This window comes from Enterobacter cloacae complex sp. SYL003 (assembly GCF_049236925.1).
Taxonomy (GTDB): domain Bacteria; phylum Pseudomonadota; class Gammaproteobacteria; order Enterobacterales; family Enterobacteriaceae; genus Enterobacter; species Enterobacter intestinihominis.
Genome location: NZ_JBMKJK010000008.1, coordinates 132043 through 149339, shown reverse-complemented (window position 1 = coordinate 149339; position 17297 = coordinate 132043). Strand labels below are relative to the sequence as shown.

General features: G+C 56.3%; 16 protein-coding genes. 14 read left to right on the top strand and 2 right to left on the bottom strand.

The window, feature by feature from the left end; translation table 11 throughout:
* Nucleotides 1-53 precede the first annotated feature (53 nt).
* Complete coding sequence (locus tag ACOT1A_RS12500; RefSeq protein ID WP_015571958.1) at nucleotides 54-857, bottom strand: DeoR family transcriptional regulator; 804 nt, start codon at nucleotides 855-857, stop codon at nucleotides 54-56.
* A gap of 239 nt (nucleotides 858-1096) precedes the next feature.
* On the opposite strand from ACOT1A_RS12500, the gene kbaZ reads away from it, so the two are divergent.
* The 11 genes from kbaZ to ACOT1A_RS12445 all read left to right on the top strand — a co-directional run bounded on the left by kbaZ (nucleotide 1097) and on the right by ACOT1A_RS12445 (nucleotide 13193).
* Nucleotides 1097-2404, top strand: a complete 1308-nt coding sequence (kbaZ, locus tag ACOT1A_RS12495) for a tagatose-bisphosphate aldolase subunit KbaZ (RefSeq protein ID WP_154850000.1) — start codon at nucleotides 1097-1099, stop codon at nucleotides 2402-2404.
* A gap of 20 nt (nucleotides 2405-2424) precedes the next feature.
* Entirely contained in the window at nucleotides 2425-2898 is a 474-nt protein-coding gene (agaV, locus tag ACOT1A_RS12490) for a PTS N-acetylgalactosamine transporter subunit IIB (RefSeq protein WP_003861728.1), read from the top strand.
* A 10-nt stretch (nucleotides 2899-2908) separates the two neighbouring features.
* Entirely contained in the window at nucleotides 2909-3688 is a 780-nt protein-coding gene (gene agaW, locus ACOT1A_RS12485) for a PTS N-acetylgalactosamine transporter subunit IIC (RefSeq protein WP_003861730.1), read from the top strand.
* Nucleotides 3678-4556: a PTS N-acetylgalactosamine transporter subunit IID gene (agaE, locus tag ACOT1A_RS12480; protein ID WP_022649494.1), complete on the top strand. Its 879-nt coding sequence runs from the start codon at nucleotides 3678-3680 to the stop codon at nucleotides 4554-4556. The genes agaW and agaE overlap by 11 nt, the downstream gene beginning before the upstream one ends.
* 16 nt (nucleotides 4557-4572) lie before the next feature.
* Nucleotides 4573-5007 carry a PTS galactosamine/N-acetylgalactosamine transporter subunit IIA gene (gene agaF / locus ACOT1A_RS12475; protein ID WP_038416780.1) on the top strand — a complete coding sequence of 145 codons (435 nt, stop codon included), beginning with the start codon at nucleotides 4573-4575 and terminating at the stop codon, nucleotides 5005-5007.
* The gene (gene nagA, locus ACOT1A_RS12470) at nucleotides 5004-6137 is read left to right on the top strand and encodes an N-acetylglucosamine-6-phosphate deacetylase (RefSeq protein ID WP_154850002.1); all 1134 of its coding nucleotides are present in this window, start codon (nucleotides 5004-5006) and stop codon (nucleotides 6135-6137) included. Before agaF ends, nagA begins: the two co-directional genes overlap by 4 nt.
* A 246-nt stretch (nucleotides 6138-6383) precedes the next feature.
* On the top strand, nucleotides 6384-7529 hold the full coding sequence (locus tag ACOT1A_RS12465) for an SIS domain-containing protein (RefSeq protein ID WP_032626396.1): 1146 nt from the start codon (nucleotides 6384-6386) through the stop codon (nucleotides 7527-7529).
* Between the two features lie 12 nt (nucleotides 7530-7541).
* The gene (gene kbaY / locus ACOT1A_RS12460; RefSeq protein WP_003861740.1) at nucleotides 7542-8414 is read left to right on the top strand and encodes a tagatose-bisphosphate aldolase subunit KbaY; all 873 of its coding nucleotides are present in this window, start codon (nucleotides 7542-7544) and stop codon (nucleotides 8412-8414) included.
* Nucleotides 8415-8530: 116 nt separating this feature from the next.
* On the top strand, nucleotides 8531-10102 hold the full coding sequence (gene malX, locus ACOT1A_RS12455) for a maltose/glucose-specific PTS transporter subunit IIBC (RefSeq protein WP_022649499.1): 1572 nt from the start codon (nucleotides 8531-8533) through the stop codon (nucleotides 10100-10102).
* A gap of 12 nt (nucleotides 10103-10114) precedes the next feature.
* Nucleotides 10115-11287, top strand: a complete 1173-nt coding sequence (locus ACOT1A_RS12450; protein ID WP_023307051.1) for a MalY/PatB family protein — start codon at nucleotides 10115-10117, stop codon at nucleotides 11285-11287.
* 16 nt (nucleotides 11288-11303) lie between these two features.
* The gene (locus ACOT1A_RS12445) at nucleotides 11304-13193 is read left to right on the top strand and encodes an enterotoxin (protein ID WP_032626403.1); all 1890 of its coding nucleotides are present in this window, start codon (nucleotides 11304-11306) and stop codon (nucleotides 13191-13193) included.
* Between the two features lie 67 nt (nucleotides 13194-13260).
* On the opposite strand, the gene rsmI is transcribed toward ACOT1A_RS12445, so the two are convergent.
* A complete protein-coding gene (gene rsmI / locus ACOT1A_RS12440) occupies nucleotides 13261-14124 on the bottom strand; it encodes a 16S rRNA (cytidine(1402)-2'-O)-methyltransferase (RefSeq protein WP_023307053.1) in 864 nt (287 codons plus the stop codon).
* Between the two features lie 61 nt (nucleotides 14125-14185).
* Here rsmI and ACOT1A_RS12435 point away from each other — a divergent pair, with 61 nt between their 5' ends.
* The 3 genes from ACOT1A_RS12435 to diaA are packed head-to-tail and all read left to right on the top strand — an operon-like array spanning nucleotide 14186 to nucleotide 17289.
* On the top strand, nucleotides 14186-16324 hold the full coding sequence (locus ACOT1A_RS12435; RefSeq protein WP_276170025.1) for a penicillin-binding protein activator: 2139 nt from the start codon (nucleotides 14186-14188) through the stop codon (nucleotides 16322-16324).
* The gene (locus tag ACOT1A_RS12430; protein ID WP_022649504.1) at nucleotides 16282-16677 is read left to right on the top strand and encodes a YraN family protein; all 396 of its coding nucleotides are present in this window, start codon (nucleotides 16282-16284) and stop codon (nucleotides 16675-16677) included. The genes ACOT1A_RS12435 and ACOT1A_RS12430 overlap by 43 nt, the downstream gene beginning before the upstream one ends.
* Before the next feature lie 21 nt (nucleotides 16678-16698).
* Nucleotides 16699-17289 (top strand): DnaA initiator-associating protein DiaA, encoded by a 591-nt coding sequence (gene diaA / locus ACOT1A_RS12425; protein WP_003861754.1) that lies wholly within the window; start codon nucleotides 16699-16701, stop codon nucleotides 17287-17289.
* The last annotated feature ends 8 nt before the right edge of the window (nucleotides 17290-17297 follow it).

The window sequence follows — 17297 nt, the reverse complement described above, 5'->3', positions numbered from 1 at the left end:
CACCCTGCCCTCTCCCCACCGGGGAGAGGGTTAGGGTGAGGGGAAAAGCCTCTTTAGACCAGCACCACATCGATCCCGCTTTTGCGTAACCCTTCCAGGCTTTCCGCCGGAATACCTTCATCAACGATAATCATGTCGATCCGCTGAGTATCAATGATTTTATGCAGGCTTGAACGGTTAAATTTGCTGGAATCAGTGACAACGATAATACGCTCCGCCACCTCGCACATTTTCCGGTTCAGACGGGCTTCATCCTCGTTGTGCGTACTCACCCCCCGATCGAGATCGATGGCATCGACGCCCAGGAACAGCAGGTCAAAATGGTAATTCTGTAAGGACTGCTCCGCCTGGTCACCATAGAAGGACTGCGACTGACGGCGCAAGTGCCCGCCGGTCATCAGCAGCTCTACGCCCTCCGCTTCCAGCAGCGCGTTTGCCACGTTCATCCCGTTGGTCATGGCAATAACATCGGTGTGCTGGCGCAGCATGCGAGCAATTTCAAAGGTCGTGGTGCCGGAGTCCAGAATAATGCGGTGACCCGGCTTCACCAGTTCAGCCGCCGCCTGCGCGATGCTGCGCTTCACAGCCGTATTAAGGGAACTTTTGTCCTCAACGGACGGCTCCACGCCGGGGGCATTACCTTCGCAAATCAGCGCGCCGCCGTAAGCGCGAACGGCAATCCCCTGCTTTTCCAGAAAGGCCAGATCGTTACGGATCGTCACCGTCGACACGCCGTATAAAAGAGAAAGATCGTTAACCTGCACGCTTCCCTGCGCCCGCAACCGCTGAATGATCTGCTCTCGCCTTTCACTGGTGCCGGTGATGCGCTTCTCTGCGGATGAATCGGTGCTGCTCATACGAGCTCCTTAGTAAATAAACTTTCGTTTCATTTCGTTTTGCTTATTAACGCCTTTCTTTTGAGGGAATGCAAGCCCTGTATGGTGAGCAGACGCAAGCTTAACCGCCGCTGAAACCTTTCATTATGTTTCTTTTGTGAAACAGATCGGAAAACTATTATCTTTCGTTTTATTTTTACCCCACCATAATGCAGTATCAAAGGAAACAAAACGAAAGATGAATACCAACACCATCCGAAATGGAGAGGAAAGTGAAACATCTGACAGAAATGGTGGAACAACATAAACGGGGGAATACAAACGGGATTTACGCCGTCTGTTCCGCACATCCATTGGTACTTGAAGCTGCAATTCGTTACGCCCATTCACAACAGACGCCTCTGCTGATTGAAGCCACCTCAAACCAGGTGGATCAGTTTGGCGGATATACCGGTATGACGCCCGCCGATTTTTATGGGTTTGTCTGCAATCTGGCGGGATCCCTCGGTTTCCCCACCTCACAGCTGATCCTTGGCGGCGATCATTTAGGTCCTAACCGCTGGCAAAACCTGCCAGCTTTGCAGGCGATGGCGAACGCCGACGATCTGATCAGGAGCTACGTGGCGGCCGGATTTAAAAAAATTCACCTCGATTGCAGCATGTCCTGCGAAGACGATCCGGTTCCTTTAACCGATGCAATCGTTGCCGGGCGTGCCGCTCGGCTGGCTAAAATTGCCGAAACCACCTGTCTCGAGCAATTTGGCGTAGCGGATCTGGTCTACGTTATCGGCACGGAAGTTCCGGTTCCCGGTGGGGCACACGAAACGCTGACCGAGCTTGAGGTCACCACACCAGAGGCGGCACGTGCCACGCTTGAGGCACACCGCCACGCATTCGAGAAGGAAGGGTTAAGCGACATCTGGCCGCGCATTATTGGCCTGGTGGTTCAGCCTGGCGTTGAGTTCGACCATGCGCACGTTTGTGACTATCAACCGCATAAAGCCGTCGCACTGAGCAAGATGATTGAAGCCTACGACACGCTCGTATTTGAAGCACACTCTACCGATTACCAGACGCCGCAGGCGCTGCGCCAGTTGGTGAAAGATCACTTCGCCATTCTGAAAGTCGGCCCTGCGCTAACCTTCGCGCTGCGCGAAGCGCTGTTCTCACTGGCTGCAATTGAAGAAGAGCTTTTACCGGCAAAAGCCTGCTCAGGACTGCGTCACGTCCTGGAAAACGTGATGCTCGATCGCCCGGAATACTGGCAAAGCCACTATCACGGCGACGGCAATGCCCGTCGCCTGGCCCGCGGTTACAGCTATTCCGACCGCGTGCGCTATTACTGGCCAGACAGCCAGATTGACGAGGCTTTTGAGCGACTGGTACGCAACCTGGCGGATGAACCGATCCCGCTGCCGCTGATCAGCCAGTATCTGCCGTTGCAGTACAGCAAAGTTCGCGAGGGTGCTCTCAGGTCCACACCACGGGAGCTCATTCTCGACCACATTCAGGACATACTCCAGCAGTACCATACCGCCTGCGAAGGCGTAACGACTCAACACGCATAATTAAAAAAGAGGAAAACGCTATGCCAAACATTGTCTTATGCCGCATTGATGAACGCCTGATCCACGGTCAGGTGGGCGTACAGTGGGTGGGGTTTGCGGGGGCGAACCTGGTGCTGGTGGCAAATGACGAGGTTGCAGACGATCCGGTTCAGCAAAACCTGATGGAGATGGTGCTTGCGGAAGGCATCGCCGTGCGTTTCTGGTCCCTGCAAAAAGTGATCGACAACATTCATCGCGCCGCCGACCGGCAGAAAATTCTGCTGGTTTGTAAAACACCGGCTGATTTTTTAACGCTGGTCGAGGGCGGCGTGCCCATCACCCGTATCAACGTCGGAAATATGCATTACGCCAGTGGCAAACAGCAAATTGCCAAAACGGTATCTGTAGACGCGAACGATATCGCCGCGTTTAACGGCCTGAAGGCGGCCGGAGTGGAATGCTTCGTTCAGGGCGTTCCAACAGAGACTGCTTTGGATCTCTTTAAACTGCTCTGAGGGATTCACAATGGAAATCAGTCTGTTGCAAGCTTTCGCGCTGGGGCTTCTCGCCTTTATCGCGGGCCTGGATATGTTTAACGGCTTAACACACATGCACCGTCCGGTGGTGCTCGGGCCACTGGTTGGCCTGATTCTGGGCGATCTGCACACCGGAATTCTGACCGGCGGTACGTTAGAACTGGTCTGGATGGGTCTCGCGCCGCTGGCGGGCGCGCAGCCGCCAAACGTGATTATCGGCACCATCGTTGGCACCACATTTGCCATTACCACAGGCGTGAAGCCGGATGTCGCCGTTGGGGTCGCCGTGCCGTTTGCCGTGGCGGTTCAGATGGGGATCACTTTCCTCTTCTCGGTGATGTCCGGCGTGATGTCCCGCTGCGATCGCATGGCGGCTAACGCAGACACCCGTGGTATTGAACGGGTCAACTATCTGGCACTGCTGGCGCTCGGCGTCTTCTACTTCCTGTGTGCGTTTCTGCCCATCTACTTCGGGGCTGAACACGCGAAAACCGCCATTGATGTCCTGCCGGAACGTCTGATCGACGGTCTGGGCGTCGCGGGCGGCATCATGCCAGCGATCGGCTTCGCCGTGCTGCTGAAGATCATGATGAAAAACGTCTACATCCCTTACTTCATTATCGGCTTTGTCGCCGCGGCCTGGCTGAAACTGCCGGTGCTGGCGATTGCCGCGGCTGCGCTGGCGATGGCGCTGATCGACCTGCTGCGCAAATCGCCTGAACCGACGGCGCCTGCGGCCCAGAAAGAGGAATTTGAAGATGGCATCTAATCCAACCACCCTGCCGGGCGTGTCTGAAAGTGAAGAGACGCTGCTGACCGGCGTGAATGAAAACGTCTACGAAGACCAGAGTATTGGCGCTGAGCTAACGAAAAAGGATATTAACCGTGTCGCCTGGCGTTCCATGCTGCTACAGGCCTCGTTCAACTACGAGCGAATGCAGGCCTCCGGCTGGCTGTATGGGCTACTGCCCGCGCTGAAAAAGATCCACACCAATAAGCGGGACCTGGCGCGCGCCATGAAAGGCCATATGGGCTTCTTTAACACCCACCCGTTCCTGGTGACCTTCGTCATCGGCATTATTCTGGCAATGGAGCGTTCCAAGCAGGATGTGAACAGCATCCAGAGCACTAAAATTGCCGTCGGTGCACCGCTCGGTGGCATTGGTGACGCCATGTTCTGGCTAACCCTGCTGCCTATTTGCGGGGGGATTGGCGCCAGCCTGGCGCTACAGGGATCCATTCTTGGCGCCGTGGTCTTTATCGTGCTGTTTAACGTGGTGCATCTCGGCCTGCGTTTTGGTCTGGCGCACTATGCCTACCGGATGGGGGTCGCCGCGATCCCGCTGATCAAGGCCAATACCAAAAAGGTTGGTCATGCTGCGTCCATTGTCGGGATGACGGTGATTGGTGCGCTGGTGGCAACCTATGTGCGCCTGAATACCACACTCGAGATTAAAGCCGGGGATGCGGTCGTCAAACTGCAAACCGACGTGATCGACAAACTGATGCCCGCCTTTCTGCCGCTGGTCTACACCCTGACCATGTTCTGGCTGGTACGCCGTGGCTGGAGCCCGCTGCGCCTGATTGGTATCACCGTGGTGCTGGGCGTTGTCGGTAAATTCTGTCACTTCCTGTAAAAGCAAAGAGGTTGCGATGTTAGGCATTATTTTGACGGGTCATGGCGGTTTTGCCAGCGGGCTGGAACAGGCGATGAAGCAAATCCTCGGCGAACAGCCGCAGTTTATCGCCATCGATTTTCCGGAAAGCTCCACCACTGCGCGGCTGACCGCGCAGCTTGAGCAGGCAGTGAATGATTTGGATGCAGAGCACGATATCGTGTTTCTCACCGATCTTCTCGGCGGTACGCCGTTTCGTGTGGCCTCTACCCTCGCGATGCAACACCCCGGCAGCGAAGTGATCACCGGCACCAATCTCCAGCTTTTGCTGGAGATGGTTCTGGAGCGCGAAGGGTTAAGCAGTGAAGCATTTCGTTTGCAGGCGCTGGAGTGCGGCCATCGCGGCCTGACCAGCCTGGTGGATGAGCTTGCACGCTGTCGCGAGGAAGCGCCCGCCGAGGAAGGGATATGAGCCAGCTGCTGCGCGCGCGTCGTCTGCTTACCGGGCAGGGCTGGCTGGATGACCATCAGTTGCGCATGGATAGAGGCGTCATCACCGCCATCGAGCCGATTCCGGCAGGGGTTAACACCCGCGAGGCAGACCTGCTTTGCCCGGCATACATTGATATCCACGTCCACGGCGGCGCGGGTGTGGATGTGATGGATGATGCCCCCGACGTGCTGGACCGGTTAGCCATGCATAAAGCGCGTGAAGGCGTGGGGGCGTTTCTGCCTACCACCGTCACCGCTCCGCTGGAGGCGATCCATAGCGCGTTACGGCGCATTGCCCGACGCTGTCATGTCGGTGGCCCCGGTGCGCAGGTCCTGGGCAGCTATCTGGAAGGCCCGTACTTTACGCCGCAGAACAAAGGGGCACATCCGCAAGAACTGTTTCGCGAACTGGATCTCGCGGAACTTGATGATCTGATTGCGGTTTCGCAGAACACGCTGCGGGTAGTGGCGCTTGCTCCGGAAAAAGCGGAAGCCCTGAAGGCGATCCATCACCTCAAGCACAAAGGGATACGCGTCATGCTAGGCCACAGCGCCGCTACATACGCGCAAACCCTGGCCGCATTTGATGCAGGCGCAGCCGGGCTGGTGCACTGCTACAACGGCATGACGGGGTTACACCACCGGGAGCCCGGCATGGTTGGCGCTGGCCTTACGGACCCACGCGCGTGGCTGGAGCTTATTGCCGACGGGCATCACGTTCATCCTGGAGCCATGCGGCTGTGTTGTTGCTGCGCGAAGGATCGTACGGTGCTGATTACCGATGCCATGCAGGCGGCGGGTATGCCTGATGGACGCTATACGTTGTGTGGTGAAAGTGTCGAGATGCAGGGCGGCGTTGTCCGCACGGCCTCAGGCGGGCTGGCGGGCAGCACGCTCGCGCTGGATGCCGCCGTGCGAAATATGGTGGAGCATACGGGGGTCGCCCCAGAGCAAGCTATCCATATGGCTTCACTGCATCCCGCCCGTCTGCTCGGTATGGATCACCTGCTGGGATCGTTAGCGCCGGGCAAACGCGCCAATATTATTGCGCTGGATGCGGGTTTACACCTCCGGCAGATTTGGATCCAGGGTCAGGCTCTTTCCCTGTAGCCCTTTCACAGTGTGCCCTGTTGGCCTTACGGAAGACGATCGTAAGGCCTTTCTTTTCCTTTCCTTGATTTTCTCCTTTCCTTTCGCGATCACACTTTTCGTTTTATTTCTTTTACGCCATTGAACTTTCGATTTCTTTTCTATAGATTTTATTTAACTGCTAAAGTGAACAAGTGAAACGAAACGAAAGATAGCGACACGTTTGCCAGCGTCTGATGTGGAATTCACACGACTAAGGACTGAGTTATGCCACAAACCACTACCGCCACCACCGGCACCTGGACCGAAAAAGAGATCCGCCAGCAGCCAGCCAGCTGGCTTCGCTCACTCAACAATATTGATAACCTGCGCGCGTCGATCGACAGTTTTCTGACACCACTGTTGCGCAAGCCCGATCTGCGGATCGTTCTGACCGGCGCGGGTACGTCCGCTTTTATCGGCGACATCATTGCGCCATGGCTTGCCAGCCACACGGGGAAAAACATCACCGCGATACCTACGACCGATCTGGTCACCAACCCGATGGATTATTTCAGCCCTGCGCACCCGCTGCTTCTGGTCTCTTTCGCCCGTTCTGGCAATAGCCCGGAGAGCGTCGCCGCCGTTGAGCTGGCGAATCAGTTCGTACCGGAGTGCTACCACCTGTCGATCACCTGTAATGAAGCGGGCAGCCTGTACCAGAATGCCGTCGACAGCGATAACGCCTGCGCTCTGCTCATGCCAGCCGAAACGCACGATCGCGGGTTCGCGATGACAAGCAGCATCACCACCATGATGGCGAGCTGCCTGGCGGTATTCGCACCGGAAACGATCAACAGCAAAACGTTCCGGAACGTGTCCGATCGCTGTCAGGCGATCCTCACTTCGCTTGGCGATTTCAGCCCCGGCGTCTTTGGTAACGAACCGTGGAAACGCATTGTTTATCTGGGCAGCGGTGGATTACAGGGCGCCGCACGGGAGTCTGCGCTGAAAGTGCTGGAGCTGACCGCCGGCAAACTGGCGGCATTCTACGATTCGCCAACGGGTTTCCGTCACGGGCCTAAGTCACTGGTGGACAACGAAACGCTGGTCGTCGTGTTTGTCTCCAGCCATCCGTACACGCGTCAGTACGATCTGGATCTGCTCGCCGAGCTACGTCGCGATCGTCAGGCTATGCGGGTAGTAGCCATTGCAGCCGAAACGGATCCGGTCATTGAAGCTGGCCCGCATATCCTGCTGCCGCCTTCTCGTTCATTTAACGATATGGAGCAGGCGTTCTGCTTCCTGATGTACGCCCAGGTCTTCGCACTGACCCAGTCTCTGCACGTTGGCAATACGCCAGATACGCCATCCGCCAGCGGTACGGTTAACCGTGTGGTCCAGGGCGTCGTTATTCATCCGTGGCAGGCTTAAGAGGACAGGCTCATGAGTATTATTTCCACCAAATATCTTTTGCAGGACGCACAGGCAAAGGGCTATGCCGTTCCGGCCTTTAACATTCATAACGCCGAGACGATCCAGGCGATCCTCGAAGTCTGTAGCGAAATGCGATCCCCGGTGATCCTCGCGGGTACGCCGGGGACGTTTAAACATATTGCGCTGGAAGAGATCTACGCCTTGTGCAGCGCATATTCCCTTACTTATGACATGCCGCTGGCGCTACACCTCGATCACCACGAATCGCTGGATGACATTCGCCGCAAAGTCCATGCCGGCGTACGTAGCGCAATGATCGACGGTAGCCATTACCCCTTCGAACAAAACGTCAAGCTGGTGAAATCGGTCGTCGATTTCTGTCACCTCAACGACTGTAGCGTCGAGGCCGAACTGGGCCGACTGGGTGGAGTGGAAGATGACATGAGCGTCGACGCCGAAAGCGCGTTCCTGACCGACCCGCAGGAAGCAAAACGCTTTGTCGAACTGACAGGCGTGGACAGCCTCGCCGTTGCCATCGGAACCGCGCACGGCCTCTATACCAAACGCCCAAAAATCGACTTCCAGCGGCTGGCCGAGATCCGCGAGGTAGTGACAGTGCCGCTGGTACTGCACGGTGCGAGCGATGTTCCGGATGAGGATGTGCGCCGCACCATTGAGCTGGGCGTCTGCAAAGTTAACGTCGCAACAGAGCTGAAAATCGCCTTCTCTGACGCAGTCAAAGCCTGGTTTGCCGAGAACCCACAGGGCAACGATCCGCGCTTCTACATGCGCGTCGGCATGGATGCCATGAAAGAGGTGGTCAGAAGCAAAATCACCGTTTGCGGCTCGGCGAACCGGCTGCTGCTTCCGGCTGAAGCCTGAACCCATCGCGCATAACGTTAGTACCTAAAAAATAACTATAAGCCTCGCAAATATGAAGGCGCGTCCTTAAGCCGGACAGCGCCTTCCATTATCCTAAAAATCCGAGGAGTCCCTACATGACACAGGAAAAGTCGTTTAAATCGAAAGCGTGGGAGTTTTTCCAGAGCCTGGGAAAGACGTTTATGTTCCCGGTTTCGCTATTGGCCTTTATGGGGTTGTTGTTAGGTATCGGTAGTTCTGTCACCAGCCCTTCCACCATCAAAAGTTTTCCCTTTCTGGGCGGCGAGTTAACGCAGCTCACCTTTGGTTTTATCGCCATGGTCGGTGGCTTTGCTTTTACCTATCTGCCGCTGATGTTTGCCATGGCGATCCCAATGGGCCTTGCCAGGCGTAATAAAGCGGTGGGCGCTTTTGCCGGATTCGTTGGCTACATGCTGATGAACATGAGCATCAACTACTACCTGACCGCCACCCACCAGCTTGCGGATGCCGCCACCATGAGACAGGTGGGACAATCCATCGTGCTTGGCATTCAAACGCTGGAGATGGGCGTGCTCGGCGGCATTGTGGTAGGGGTGATCACCTACTTCCTGCACGAACGCTTCCAGGACACGGTGCTGCACGACGCATTTGCCTTCTTTAGCGGCATTCGTTTTGTTCCGATTGTTACCGCCCTCACCCTGTCGCTGGTCGGCCTGGTCATCCCCCTGCTGTGGGAATATGTGGCAATGGGCATTGCCGGGATTGGTCATATCATCCAGAGCACCAGCGTCTTTGGACCGTTCCTGTATGGCGTGGGCGTGCTGCTACTCAAACCTTTTGGCCTGCATCACATTCTGCTGGCGATGGTGCGCTTCACCCCGGCGGGCGGCATTGAGATGGTTAACGGCCAGGAAGTGGCCGGTGCGCTGAACATTTTCTACGCCGAGCTGAAAGCGGGTCTGCCGTTTAGCCCGCACGTTACGGCATTTTTATCGCAAGGGTTTATGCCGACCTTTATCTTCGGCCTGCCTGCCGTGGCTTACGCTATCTACCGCACCGCGCGCCCGGAAAACCGTCCGGTGATTAAAGGGCTGCTGCTTTCAGGCGTGCTGGTTTCAGTTGTCACGGGTATTTCAGAGCCGATTGAGTTCCTGTTCCTGTTTATTGCCCCTGTGCTTTACGCGTTTCATATCGTTATGTCTGGCCTGGCGCTGATGGTGATGGCGCTGCTCGGCGTCACCATCGGCAACACTGACGGCGGTATTCTGGATCTGCTGATCTTCGGCGTCATGCAGGGGATGTCGACCAAATGGTATCTGCTGTTCCCGGTGGGTATTGCCTGGTTTGCTATCTACTTCTTCGTCTTCCGCTGGTACATCCTCAAGCACGATATAAAAACGCCAGGCCGTGAGGTTGACGCGCAGGGTGCGCTCCAGGCGGTGGAAGCCAATACCCGGGCACGTGGAAAATCAAAATACGATCATGGGCTTATTCTTCGCGCGCTTGGCGGTAAAGAGAATATTGAGTCGCTCGACAACTGCATTACCCGCTTACGTCTGGTGGTGAAAGATATGGGGCTTATCGACCAGCAGGCGCTGAAGGCCGCTGGCGCCTTGTCAGTCGTGGTGCTTGATGCCCACAGCGTTCAGGTGATCATCGGCCCGCAGGTGCAGAGCGTCAAATCCGGCATTGAAGCCTTAATTTAACAGGGGGTCGTTGTGTTTGATTTCGACAGAATCATTGAGCGTAAAAGCGATAAATGCCGTAAATGGGATCATGCGTTTGTGTGTTCGCGTTTCGGTGATGTCCCGGAGGGATTTATCCCGCTGTGGATAGCAGACATGGATTTCACCTCGCCACCCGCCGTGATTGAAGGCTTTCAGCGCATCGTGGAGCATGGCACCTTCGGTTACACCTGGTGCTTCGACGAATTCTACGATGCGGTCATCGCCTTCCAGCGCACCCGTCATCAGGTTGAGGTGCATAAGTCATGGATCACCCTGACCTACGGCACCGTTTCTACGCTGCACTATACGGTTCAGGCGTTCTGCAATCCCGGCGACTGCGTGATGATGAACACCCCGGTGTATGACCCGTTTGCGATGGCGACACAGCGACAGGGCGTGCGGGTGCTTGCAAATCCGCTGAGCGTGAAGGAAAACCGCTATCAGCTGGATTTTAATCTGATTGAAGTTCAGCTCAAAACTCACCGTCCAAAACTGTGGTTCTTCTGCTCGCCGCATAACCCCTCGGGCCGCATCTGGCGCGCGGATGAGATACGCCAGGTGTCCGATCTCTGTAAGCGCTACGGCACGATTCTGGTGGTTGATGAGGTTCACGCCGAGCACATTCTGGACGGTACATTCGTCAGCTGTCTGACTTCGGGCTGTGCCGCCCAGGACAACCTGATTGTGCTGACCTCCCCCAATAAAGCCTTCAACCTTGGCGGGCTAAAAACATCTTACTCAATGATTCCAGACGATTCGCTGCGCCAGCGTTTCCGCCAGCAGTTGGAGAAGAACTCCATTACCTCGCCGAATATCTTCGGCGTGTGGGGGATTATTCTGGCCTATCAGCAAGGTCTGCCATGGCTCGACGCGCTGAATGGTTATCTGCGCGGCAATGCCCGCTACCTTGCGGATGCCATCCAGACCCACTTCCCTGCATGGAAGATGATGAACCCGGAGTCGTCGTATCTCGCCTGGATAGACGTCAGTGCGGACGATCGCAGTGCGACGGCGCTAACCCAACATTTCGCCAAACAGGCTGGCGTGGTCATCGAAGATGGCAGCCACTACGTACAAAACGGCGAAAACTACCTGCGTATTAACTTCGGCACCCAGCGCTACTGGCTGGAACAGTCCATCAACCGAATGCTGAAGCATTACTGATAAGGATCTTACCCCGATGAAAACAAGGCTCACTCTCTCGCTGCTGGCTCTCTGTGTTTCTCATGGCGCGGCGGCAGCAAACTACGCGCTCAGTAACAACAATATTGCCCTTTCGTTTGATGATGCAAATGCAACGGTAGTAGTAACGGACAGCAAGGCTAACCATCCGCTCACGCCACAGGAGTTGTTCTTTCTGACACTGCCGGATGAAACAAAAATCCACACCGCTGATTTCAAAATCAAGCACGTCGAAAAGCAGGACAACGCGATAGTCATCGACTTTACGCATCCGGATTTTAACGTAACGGTGAAACTGAACCTGGTGAAGGGAAAATACGCCAGCATCGGCTACACCATCGCCGCCGTCGGGCAGCCGCGGGACGTAGCGAAAATGACCTTCTTCCCGACGAAGAAGCAGTCTCAGGCACCTTACGTTGACGGGGCGATTAACAGCTCGCCAATCGTGGCCGACTCGTTCTTCATCCTGCCAGACAAACCGATTGTGAATACTTACGCTTATGAAGCCACCACGAACCTCAACGTGGAGCTGAAAACGCCAATTCTGCCTGAGACACCGGTCAGTTTTACCACCTGGTTCGGCACTTTCCCGGAAACTAATCAGCTGCGGCGCAGCGTAAACCAGTTTATCGATGCCGTGCGCCCGCGGCCTTATAAGCCTTATCTGCACTACAACAGCTGGATGGACATTGGCTTCTTTACTCCTTACTCCGAGCAGGATGTCATTGGGCGGATGGACGAATGGAATAAAGAATTTATTGCCGGACGCGGGGTGGCGCTGGACGCGTTCCTGCTGGACGATGGCTGGGACGATCGCACCGGACGCTGGCTGTTTGGCCCGGCATTCAGCAACGGTTTTGGCAAAGTCAGGGAAAAAGCCGATAGCCTGCATAGCTCGGTTGGGCTGTGGCTTTCACCGTGGGGCGGTTACAACAAGCCGCGCGATATTCGCGTCTCGCATGCAAAAGAGTATGGTTTCGAAACCGTAGACGGCAAGCTGGCGCTGTCGGGGCCGAACTACTTTAAAAACTTTAACGATCAGATCATTAAGCTGATCAAAAACGAGCACATTACCTCGTTCAAGCTCGACGGAATGGGTAACGCCAATTCGCATATCAAGGGCAGCCCATTTGCATCGGATTTTGACGCGTCCATTGCCCTGCTGCACAACATGCGCAGCGCAAACCCGAACCTGTTTATCAACCTGACCACCGGGACCGACGCGAGCCCGTCCTGGCTGTTCTATGCTGATTCAATCTGGCGTCAGGGCGATGATATCAACCTGTACGGTCCCGGCACGCCAGTGCAGCAGTGGATGACCTACCGGGATGCCGAAACTTATCGCTCCATCGTACGTAAAGGCCCGCTGTTCCCGCTGAACTCCCTGATGTACCACGGGATCGTCAGTGCAGAGAACGCTTACTATGGACTGGAGAAAGTACAAACGGACGGTGATTTTGCCGATCAGGTCTGGAGCTACTTCGCGACCGGAACTCAACTTCAGGAGCTGTACATCACGCCGTCCATGCTTAACAAGGCGAAGTGGGACACCCTGGCACAGGCGGCGAAGTGGTCGCGTGAGAATGCCAGCGTGCTGGTGGATACGCACTGGATTGGCGGTGACCCAACTTCGCTTGAGGTTTACGGCTGGGCCTCATGGAGTAAAGACAAAGCGATTTTTGGTTTACGCAACCCGTCGGATAAGCCGCAACGTTACTACCTGGATTTAACCAAAGATTTTGAGATCCCGGCAGGAGAGCGCTCGCAGTTTACCCTGAAAGCCGTGTACGGCAGTAATTCGACCGTACCAGAGGAATATAAAAACGCTGTGGTGATTACGCTGCAACCGCTGGAAACGCTGGTGTTTGAGGCGATGCCGGGAAAATAGTAAGGCTTTGACACGGTGTAGGCCGGGTAAGGCGAAGCCGCCACCCGGCAAAACAGGCGGCAGGGGCTTACTCCCCCTGCTGCTCCAGCGCATATTTATACAGCGCATTTTTCTTCACGCCGTGGATCTCCGCCGCCAGCGCCGCCGCTTTTTTCAGGGGCAGTTCAGCCTGTAGCAGGGTCAGCGTACGCAGCGCATCGGCAGGCAGGGCGTCTTCCTGCGCTTTATGCCCTTCGACAATCAGCACCATTTCGCCCTTGCGGCGGTTCTCATCCTCTTTCACCCACGCCAGCAGTTCGCCAACCGGCGCGCCGTGAATGGTTTCCCAGGTTTTGGTCAGCTCGCGCGCCAGCACCACGTAGCGGGATTCGCCCCAGACGGTAACCATATCCTCCAGGCTTTCCAGCAGGCGGTGGGTTGATTCGTAAAAAATCAGGGTACGCGGCTCTGCTTCCAGATCCTTTAACACGTCGCGACGGCCTTTGGATTTAGCAGGCAGGAAACCTTCGTAGCAGAAACGATCGGACGGCAGGCCCGCCGCACTTAATGCGGCAATAGCAGCACACGGCCCCGGCAGCGGCACAACGCGGATCCCTGCTTCACGGCAGGTGCGCACCAGATGGTAACCCGGATCGTTGATAAGCGGCGTACCCGCATCGGAGACCAGCGCGATGTTCTGCCCTTCTTTCAGCTTCGCCACCAGCGTTTCGGCTTTTTGTTGCTCATTGTGATCGTGCAGGGCAAACAGACGGGCGTTAATGGCAAAGTGCTGCAGCAGTAAACCGGTATGACGGGTGTCTTCAGCAGCAATTAAATCAACAGCTTGCAATACAGTGAGTGCACGTTGGGTAATATCAGACAAATTCCCGATAGGAGTAGGTACAATATAAAGCTGGCCTTGAGAATTATCTGCCGTTTCGTGTTGTTTCATTGTTTCGTCCGTATTGCCGATTTAATATTGAGCATTGCGTAAAAAAATCACTGGATACAGTATGGTACCGTTAACGTTTCTTCGTAAAAAAGCCGCGCACAGCGTGCCCCTCCTGCTGGCAGCCCTGATCTTTACCGGCTGCGGCACCCAGGCACCTGACCAGAGCACTGCTCATATGCAGGGATCCGCTCAGGCTGATTCTGGCTTTTATCTGCAACAAATGTCGCAGAGTTCAAATGATACCAGGATCAACTGGCAATTACTCGCCATTCGTGCACTGCTGAAGGAAGGAAAAACCCAGCAGGCCGCCGAGCTGTTCAGCCAGCTGCCGCAGGATCTTAACGACGATCAGCGCCATGAGCAGACGCTGCTGTCGGCAGAACTGAAGGTCGCGCAGAAAGATTTCGACGGCGCGAAGAAGATCCTCGGCACTATCGAACTGAGCGCGCTGGATAAGAATCAGCAGGCCCGTTTCTGGCAGGCCGGTATCACCGCTGAGCAGGGTCGCCCCTCCCTGACGCTTCTCCGCGCGCTGATTGCCCAGGAGCCTCTGCTCGCGGGTGCGGACAAGCAGAAAAATATTGACGCAACCTGGCAGGCACTCGCCTCCATGACCCAGGATCAGGCCAGAGCGCTGGTGATCAACGCCGATGAAAATGTCCTGCAAGGCTGGCTGGATCTGCAACAGATGTGGTTCAACAACCGCAGCGATCCGAACATGCTGAAAGCCGGCATTACCGACTGGCAAAAGCGCTACCCGCAAAACCCGGGAGCAAAAATGCTGCCAACGCAGCTGGTGAACGTGCAAAACTTTAAGCCCGCCTCCACCAGCAAAATCGCCCTGCTGCTGCCGTTAAACGGCCAGGCAGCGGTGTTTGGCCGCGCCATTCAGCAAGGTTTTGAAGCCGCGAAAAACGGCACTACCACCGTCACCGGCAGCGCCGTTCCGGCGCAGGCAGCACAGGCGGCGAATGTGAATGACGTCGTCAGTCCGTCAGCCGCCGAAACCAGCGACCTGACCACCGCGCAAACCCCTGCCCAGGGCACCATGCAGAATCCGGTTACCGCCCCAACGACGCAACCCGCTACCTCAGCGCCTGCGGCAACACAGGCCCCGGCTGAAACTCCGGCGCCCGCGACGGCAGAACAACCTCAGCCGCAAACCGCGCAGCCGGAACAGCAGCCAGCAGCCCAGCCGCAGGCTGTGGCCACCACCAGCGCTAACCCTGGTGCAGAGTTGAAAATCTACGACACCAGCGCCCAGCCGCTTGACCAGGTGCTGGCGCAGGTTCAGCAGGACGGGGCCAGCATCGTTGTCGGCCCGCTGTTGAAAAACAACGTGGAAGCGCTGATGAAGAGCAACACCACGCTGAACGTGCTGGCGCTTAACCAGCCTGAGCAGGTTCAGAACCGCGCCAATATCTGTTACTTCGCCCTCTCTCCGGAGGATGAAGCCCGCGATGCGGCCCGTCATATCCACGAGCAGGGCAAACAGGCGCCGCTGCTGCTGATCCCACGCAGCACGCTGGGCGACCGCGTTGCCAACGCCTTTGCGCAAGAGTGGCAGACCCTTGGCGGTGGCGTGGTGTTGCAGCAGAAATTTGGCTCAGCTTCCGAACTGAGAGCGGGCGTGAACGGCGGGGCAGGTATTGCCCTCAACGGTAGCCCGGTATCCGCCAGCCTGCCGCAGCAGCAGAGCGTCACCATCGGCGGTCTGACGATCCCAGCCCCCCCTACCGACGCGCAAATCAGCGGCGGCGGTAAAGTGGATTCGGCGTACATCGTCGCTACGCCGGAAGAGATCGCCTTTATCAAACCAATGATCGCCATGCGTAACGGCAGCCAGAGCGGCGCAACGCTCTACGCCAGCTCACGCAGCGCACAGGGTACCGCAGGCCCGGATTTCCGTCTGGAAATGGAAGGACTGCAATACAGCGAGATCCCTATGCTGGCAGGCAGCAACCCGCAGTTGATGCAGCAGGCGCTGGGCGCGGTGCGCAATGATTATTCCCTGGCGCGTCTGTACGCGATGGGCGTCGATGCCTGGGCGCTGGCAAACCACTTTACCCAGATGCGCCAGGTACCGGGCTTTGAGCTTAACGGGAATACCGGCGATCTGACCGCCGATCAGGATTGTGTGATTAACAGGAAGTTATCATGGCTCAAATACCAGCAGGGGCAGATCGTCCCGGCCAGTTAAGCCGCAAAGAGACCGGCGACGCGTGGGAGCTAAAAGCGCGCCGCTGGCTTGAAGGCAAAGGACTGCGCTTTGTCGCCGCCAACGTTCGCGGGCGCGGCGGCGAGATTGACCTGATTATGAAAGACGGTCAAACCATCGTGTTTGTTGAAGTACGCTACCGACAGTCGTCCCGTTTTGGCGGTGCTGCCGCCAGCGTGACGCTCGCCAAACAACAAAAATTATTACAGACTGCCCACTTGTGGCTTGCCCGCCATAATGGGAGTTTTGATACTGTGGATTGCCGTTTCGATGTGGTAGCCTTCACCGGAAATGCGATCGACTGGCTTAAAAACGCGTTTGGCGAAGACGCATAAATAAGATTTTAAAGGGATACCGTGCTCGAACGAATAAAAGTGTGCTTCACAGAAAGCATTCAAACGCAGATTGCCGCGGCGGAAGCCCTTCCGGACGCGATCTCGCGTGCAGCGATGACGCTGGTTCAGTCGCTGCTCAACGGCAACAAAATCCTCTGTTGTGGCAATGGCACATCCGCCGCCAACGCACAGCATTTTGCTGCCAGCATGATCAATCGCTTCGAAACCGAGCGACCGAGTTTACCTGCCATTGCACTAAACACCGATAACGTGGTCTTAACTGCGATTGCCAACGATCGTCTGCATGACGAAATTTACGCCAAGCAGGTGCGCGCCTTAGGCCATGCCGGAGACGTGCTGCTGGCGATCTCCACGCGCGGTAACAGCCGGGATATCGTTAAGGCGGTTGAAGCGGCAGTAACCCGGGACATGACGATTGTCGCCCTGACCGGTTACGACGGCGGTGAGCTGGCTGGCCTGCTGGGGCCGCAGGATGTGGAGATCCGCATTCCTTCGCACCGTAGCGCCCGCATCCAGGAGATGCATATGCTCACGGTGAACTGCTTATGCGATCTGATCGATAACACGCTTTTCCCTCACCAGGATGATTAAGGAGTTCT

What these genes read in the sequence shown, in the direction of transcription:
- ACOT1A_RS12465 (WP_032626396.1), top strand. Translation starts at nt 6,384, where the DNA reads ATGCCACAAACCACTACCGCCACCACCGGCACCTGGACCGAAAAAGAG.
- agaE (WP_022649494.1), top strand. Translation starts at nt 3,678, where the DNA reads ATGGCATCTAATCCAACCACCCTGCCGGGCGTGTCTGAAAGTGAAGAG.
- kbaZ (WP_154850000.1), top strand. Translation starts at nt 1,097, where the DNA reads ATGGAGAGGAAAGTGAAACATCTGACAGAAATGGTGGAACAACATAAA.
- nagA (WP_154850002.1), top strand. Translation starts at nt 5,004, where the DNA reads ATGAGCCAGCTGCTGCGCGCGCGTCGTCTGCTTACCGGGCAGGGCTGG.
- ACOT1A_RS12435 (WP_276170025.1), top strand. Translation starts at nt 14,186, where the DNA reads ATGGTACCGTTAACGTTTCTTCGTAAAAAAGCCGCGCACAGCGTGCCC.
- kbaY (WP_003861740.1), top strand. Translation starts at nt 7,542, where the DNA reads ATGAGTATTATTTCCACCAAATATCTTTTGCAGGACGCACAGGCAAAG.
- agaV (WP_003861728.1), top strand. Translation starts at nt 2,425, where the DNA reads ATGCCAAACATTGTCTTATGCCGCATTGATGAACGCCTGATCCACGGT.
- rsmI (WP_023307053.1), bottom strand. Translation starts at nt 14,124, where the DNA reads ATGAAACAACACGAAACGGCAGATAATTCTCAAGGCCAGCTTTATATT.
- ACOT1A_RS12430 (WP_022649504.1), top strand. Translation starts at nt 16,282, where the DNA reads ATGGCTCAAATACCAGCAGGGGCAGATCGTCCCGGCCAGTTAAGCCGC.
- ACOT1A_RS12500 (WP_015571958.1), bottom strand. Translation starts at nt 857, where the DNA reads ATGAGCAGCACCGATTCATCCGCAGAGAAGCGCATCACCGGCACCAGT.
- agaW (WP_003861730.1), top strand. Translation starts at nt 2,909, where the DNA reads ATGGAAATCAGTCTGTTGCAAGCTTTCGCGCTGGGGCTTCTCGCCTTT.
- ACOT1A_RS12445 (WP_032626403.1), top strand. Translation starts at nt 11,304, where the DNA reads ATGAAAACAAGGCTCACTCTCTCGCTGCTGGCTCTCTGTGTTTCTCAT.
- malX (WP_022649499.1), top strand. Translation starts at nt 8,531, where the DNA reads ATGACACAGGAAAAGTCGTTTAAATCGAAAGCGTGGGAGTTTTTCCAG.
- agaF (WP_038416780.1), top strand. Translation starts at nt 4,573, where the DNA reads ATGTTAGGCATTATTTTGACGGGTCATGGCGGTTTTGCCAGCGGGCTG.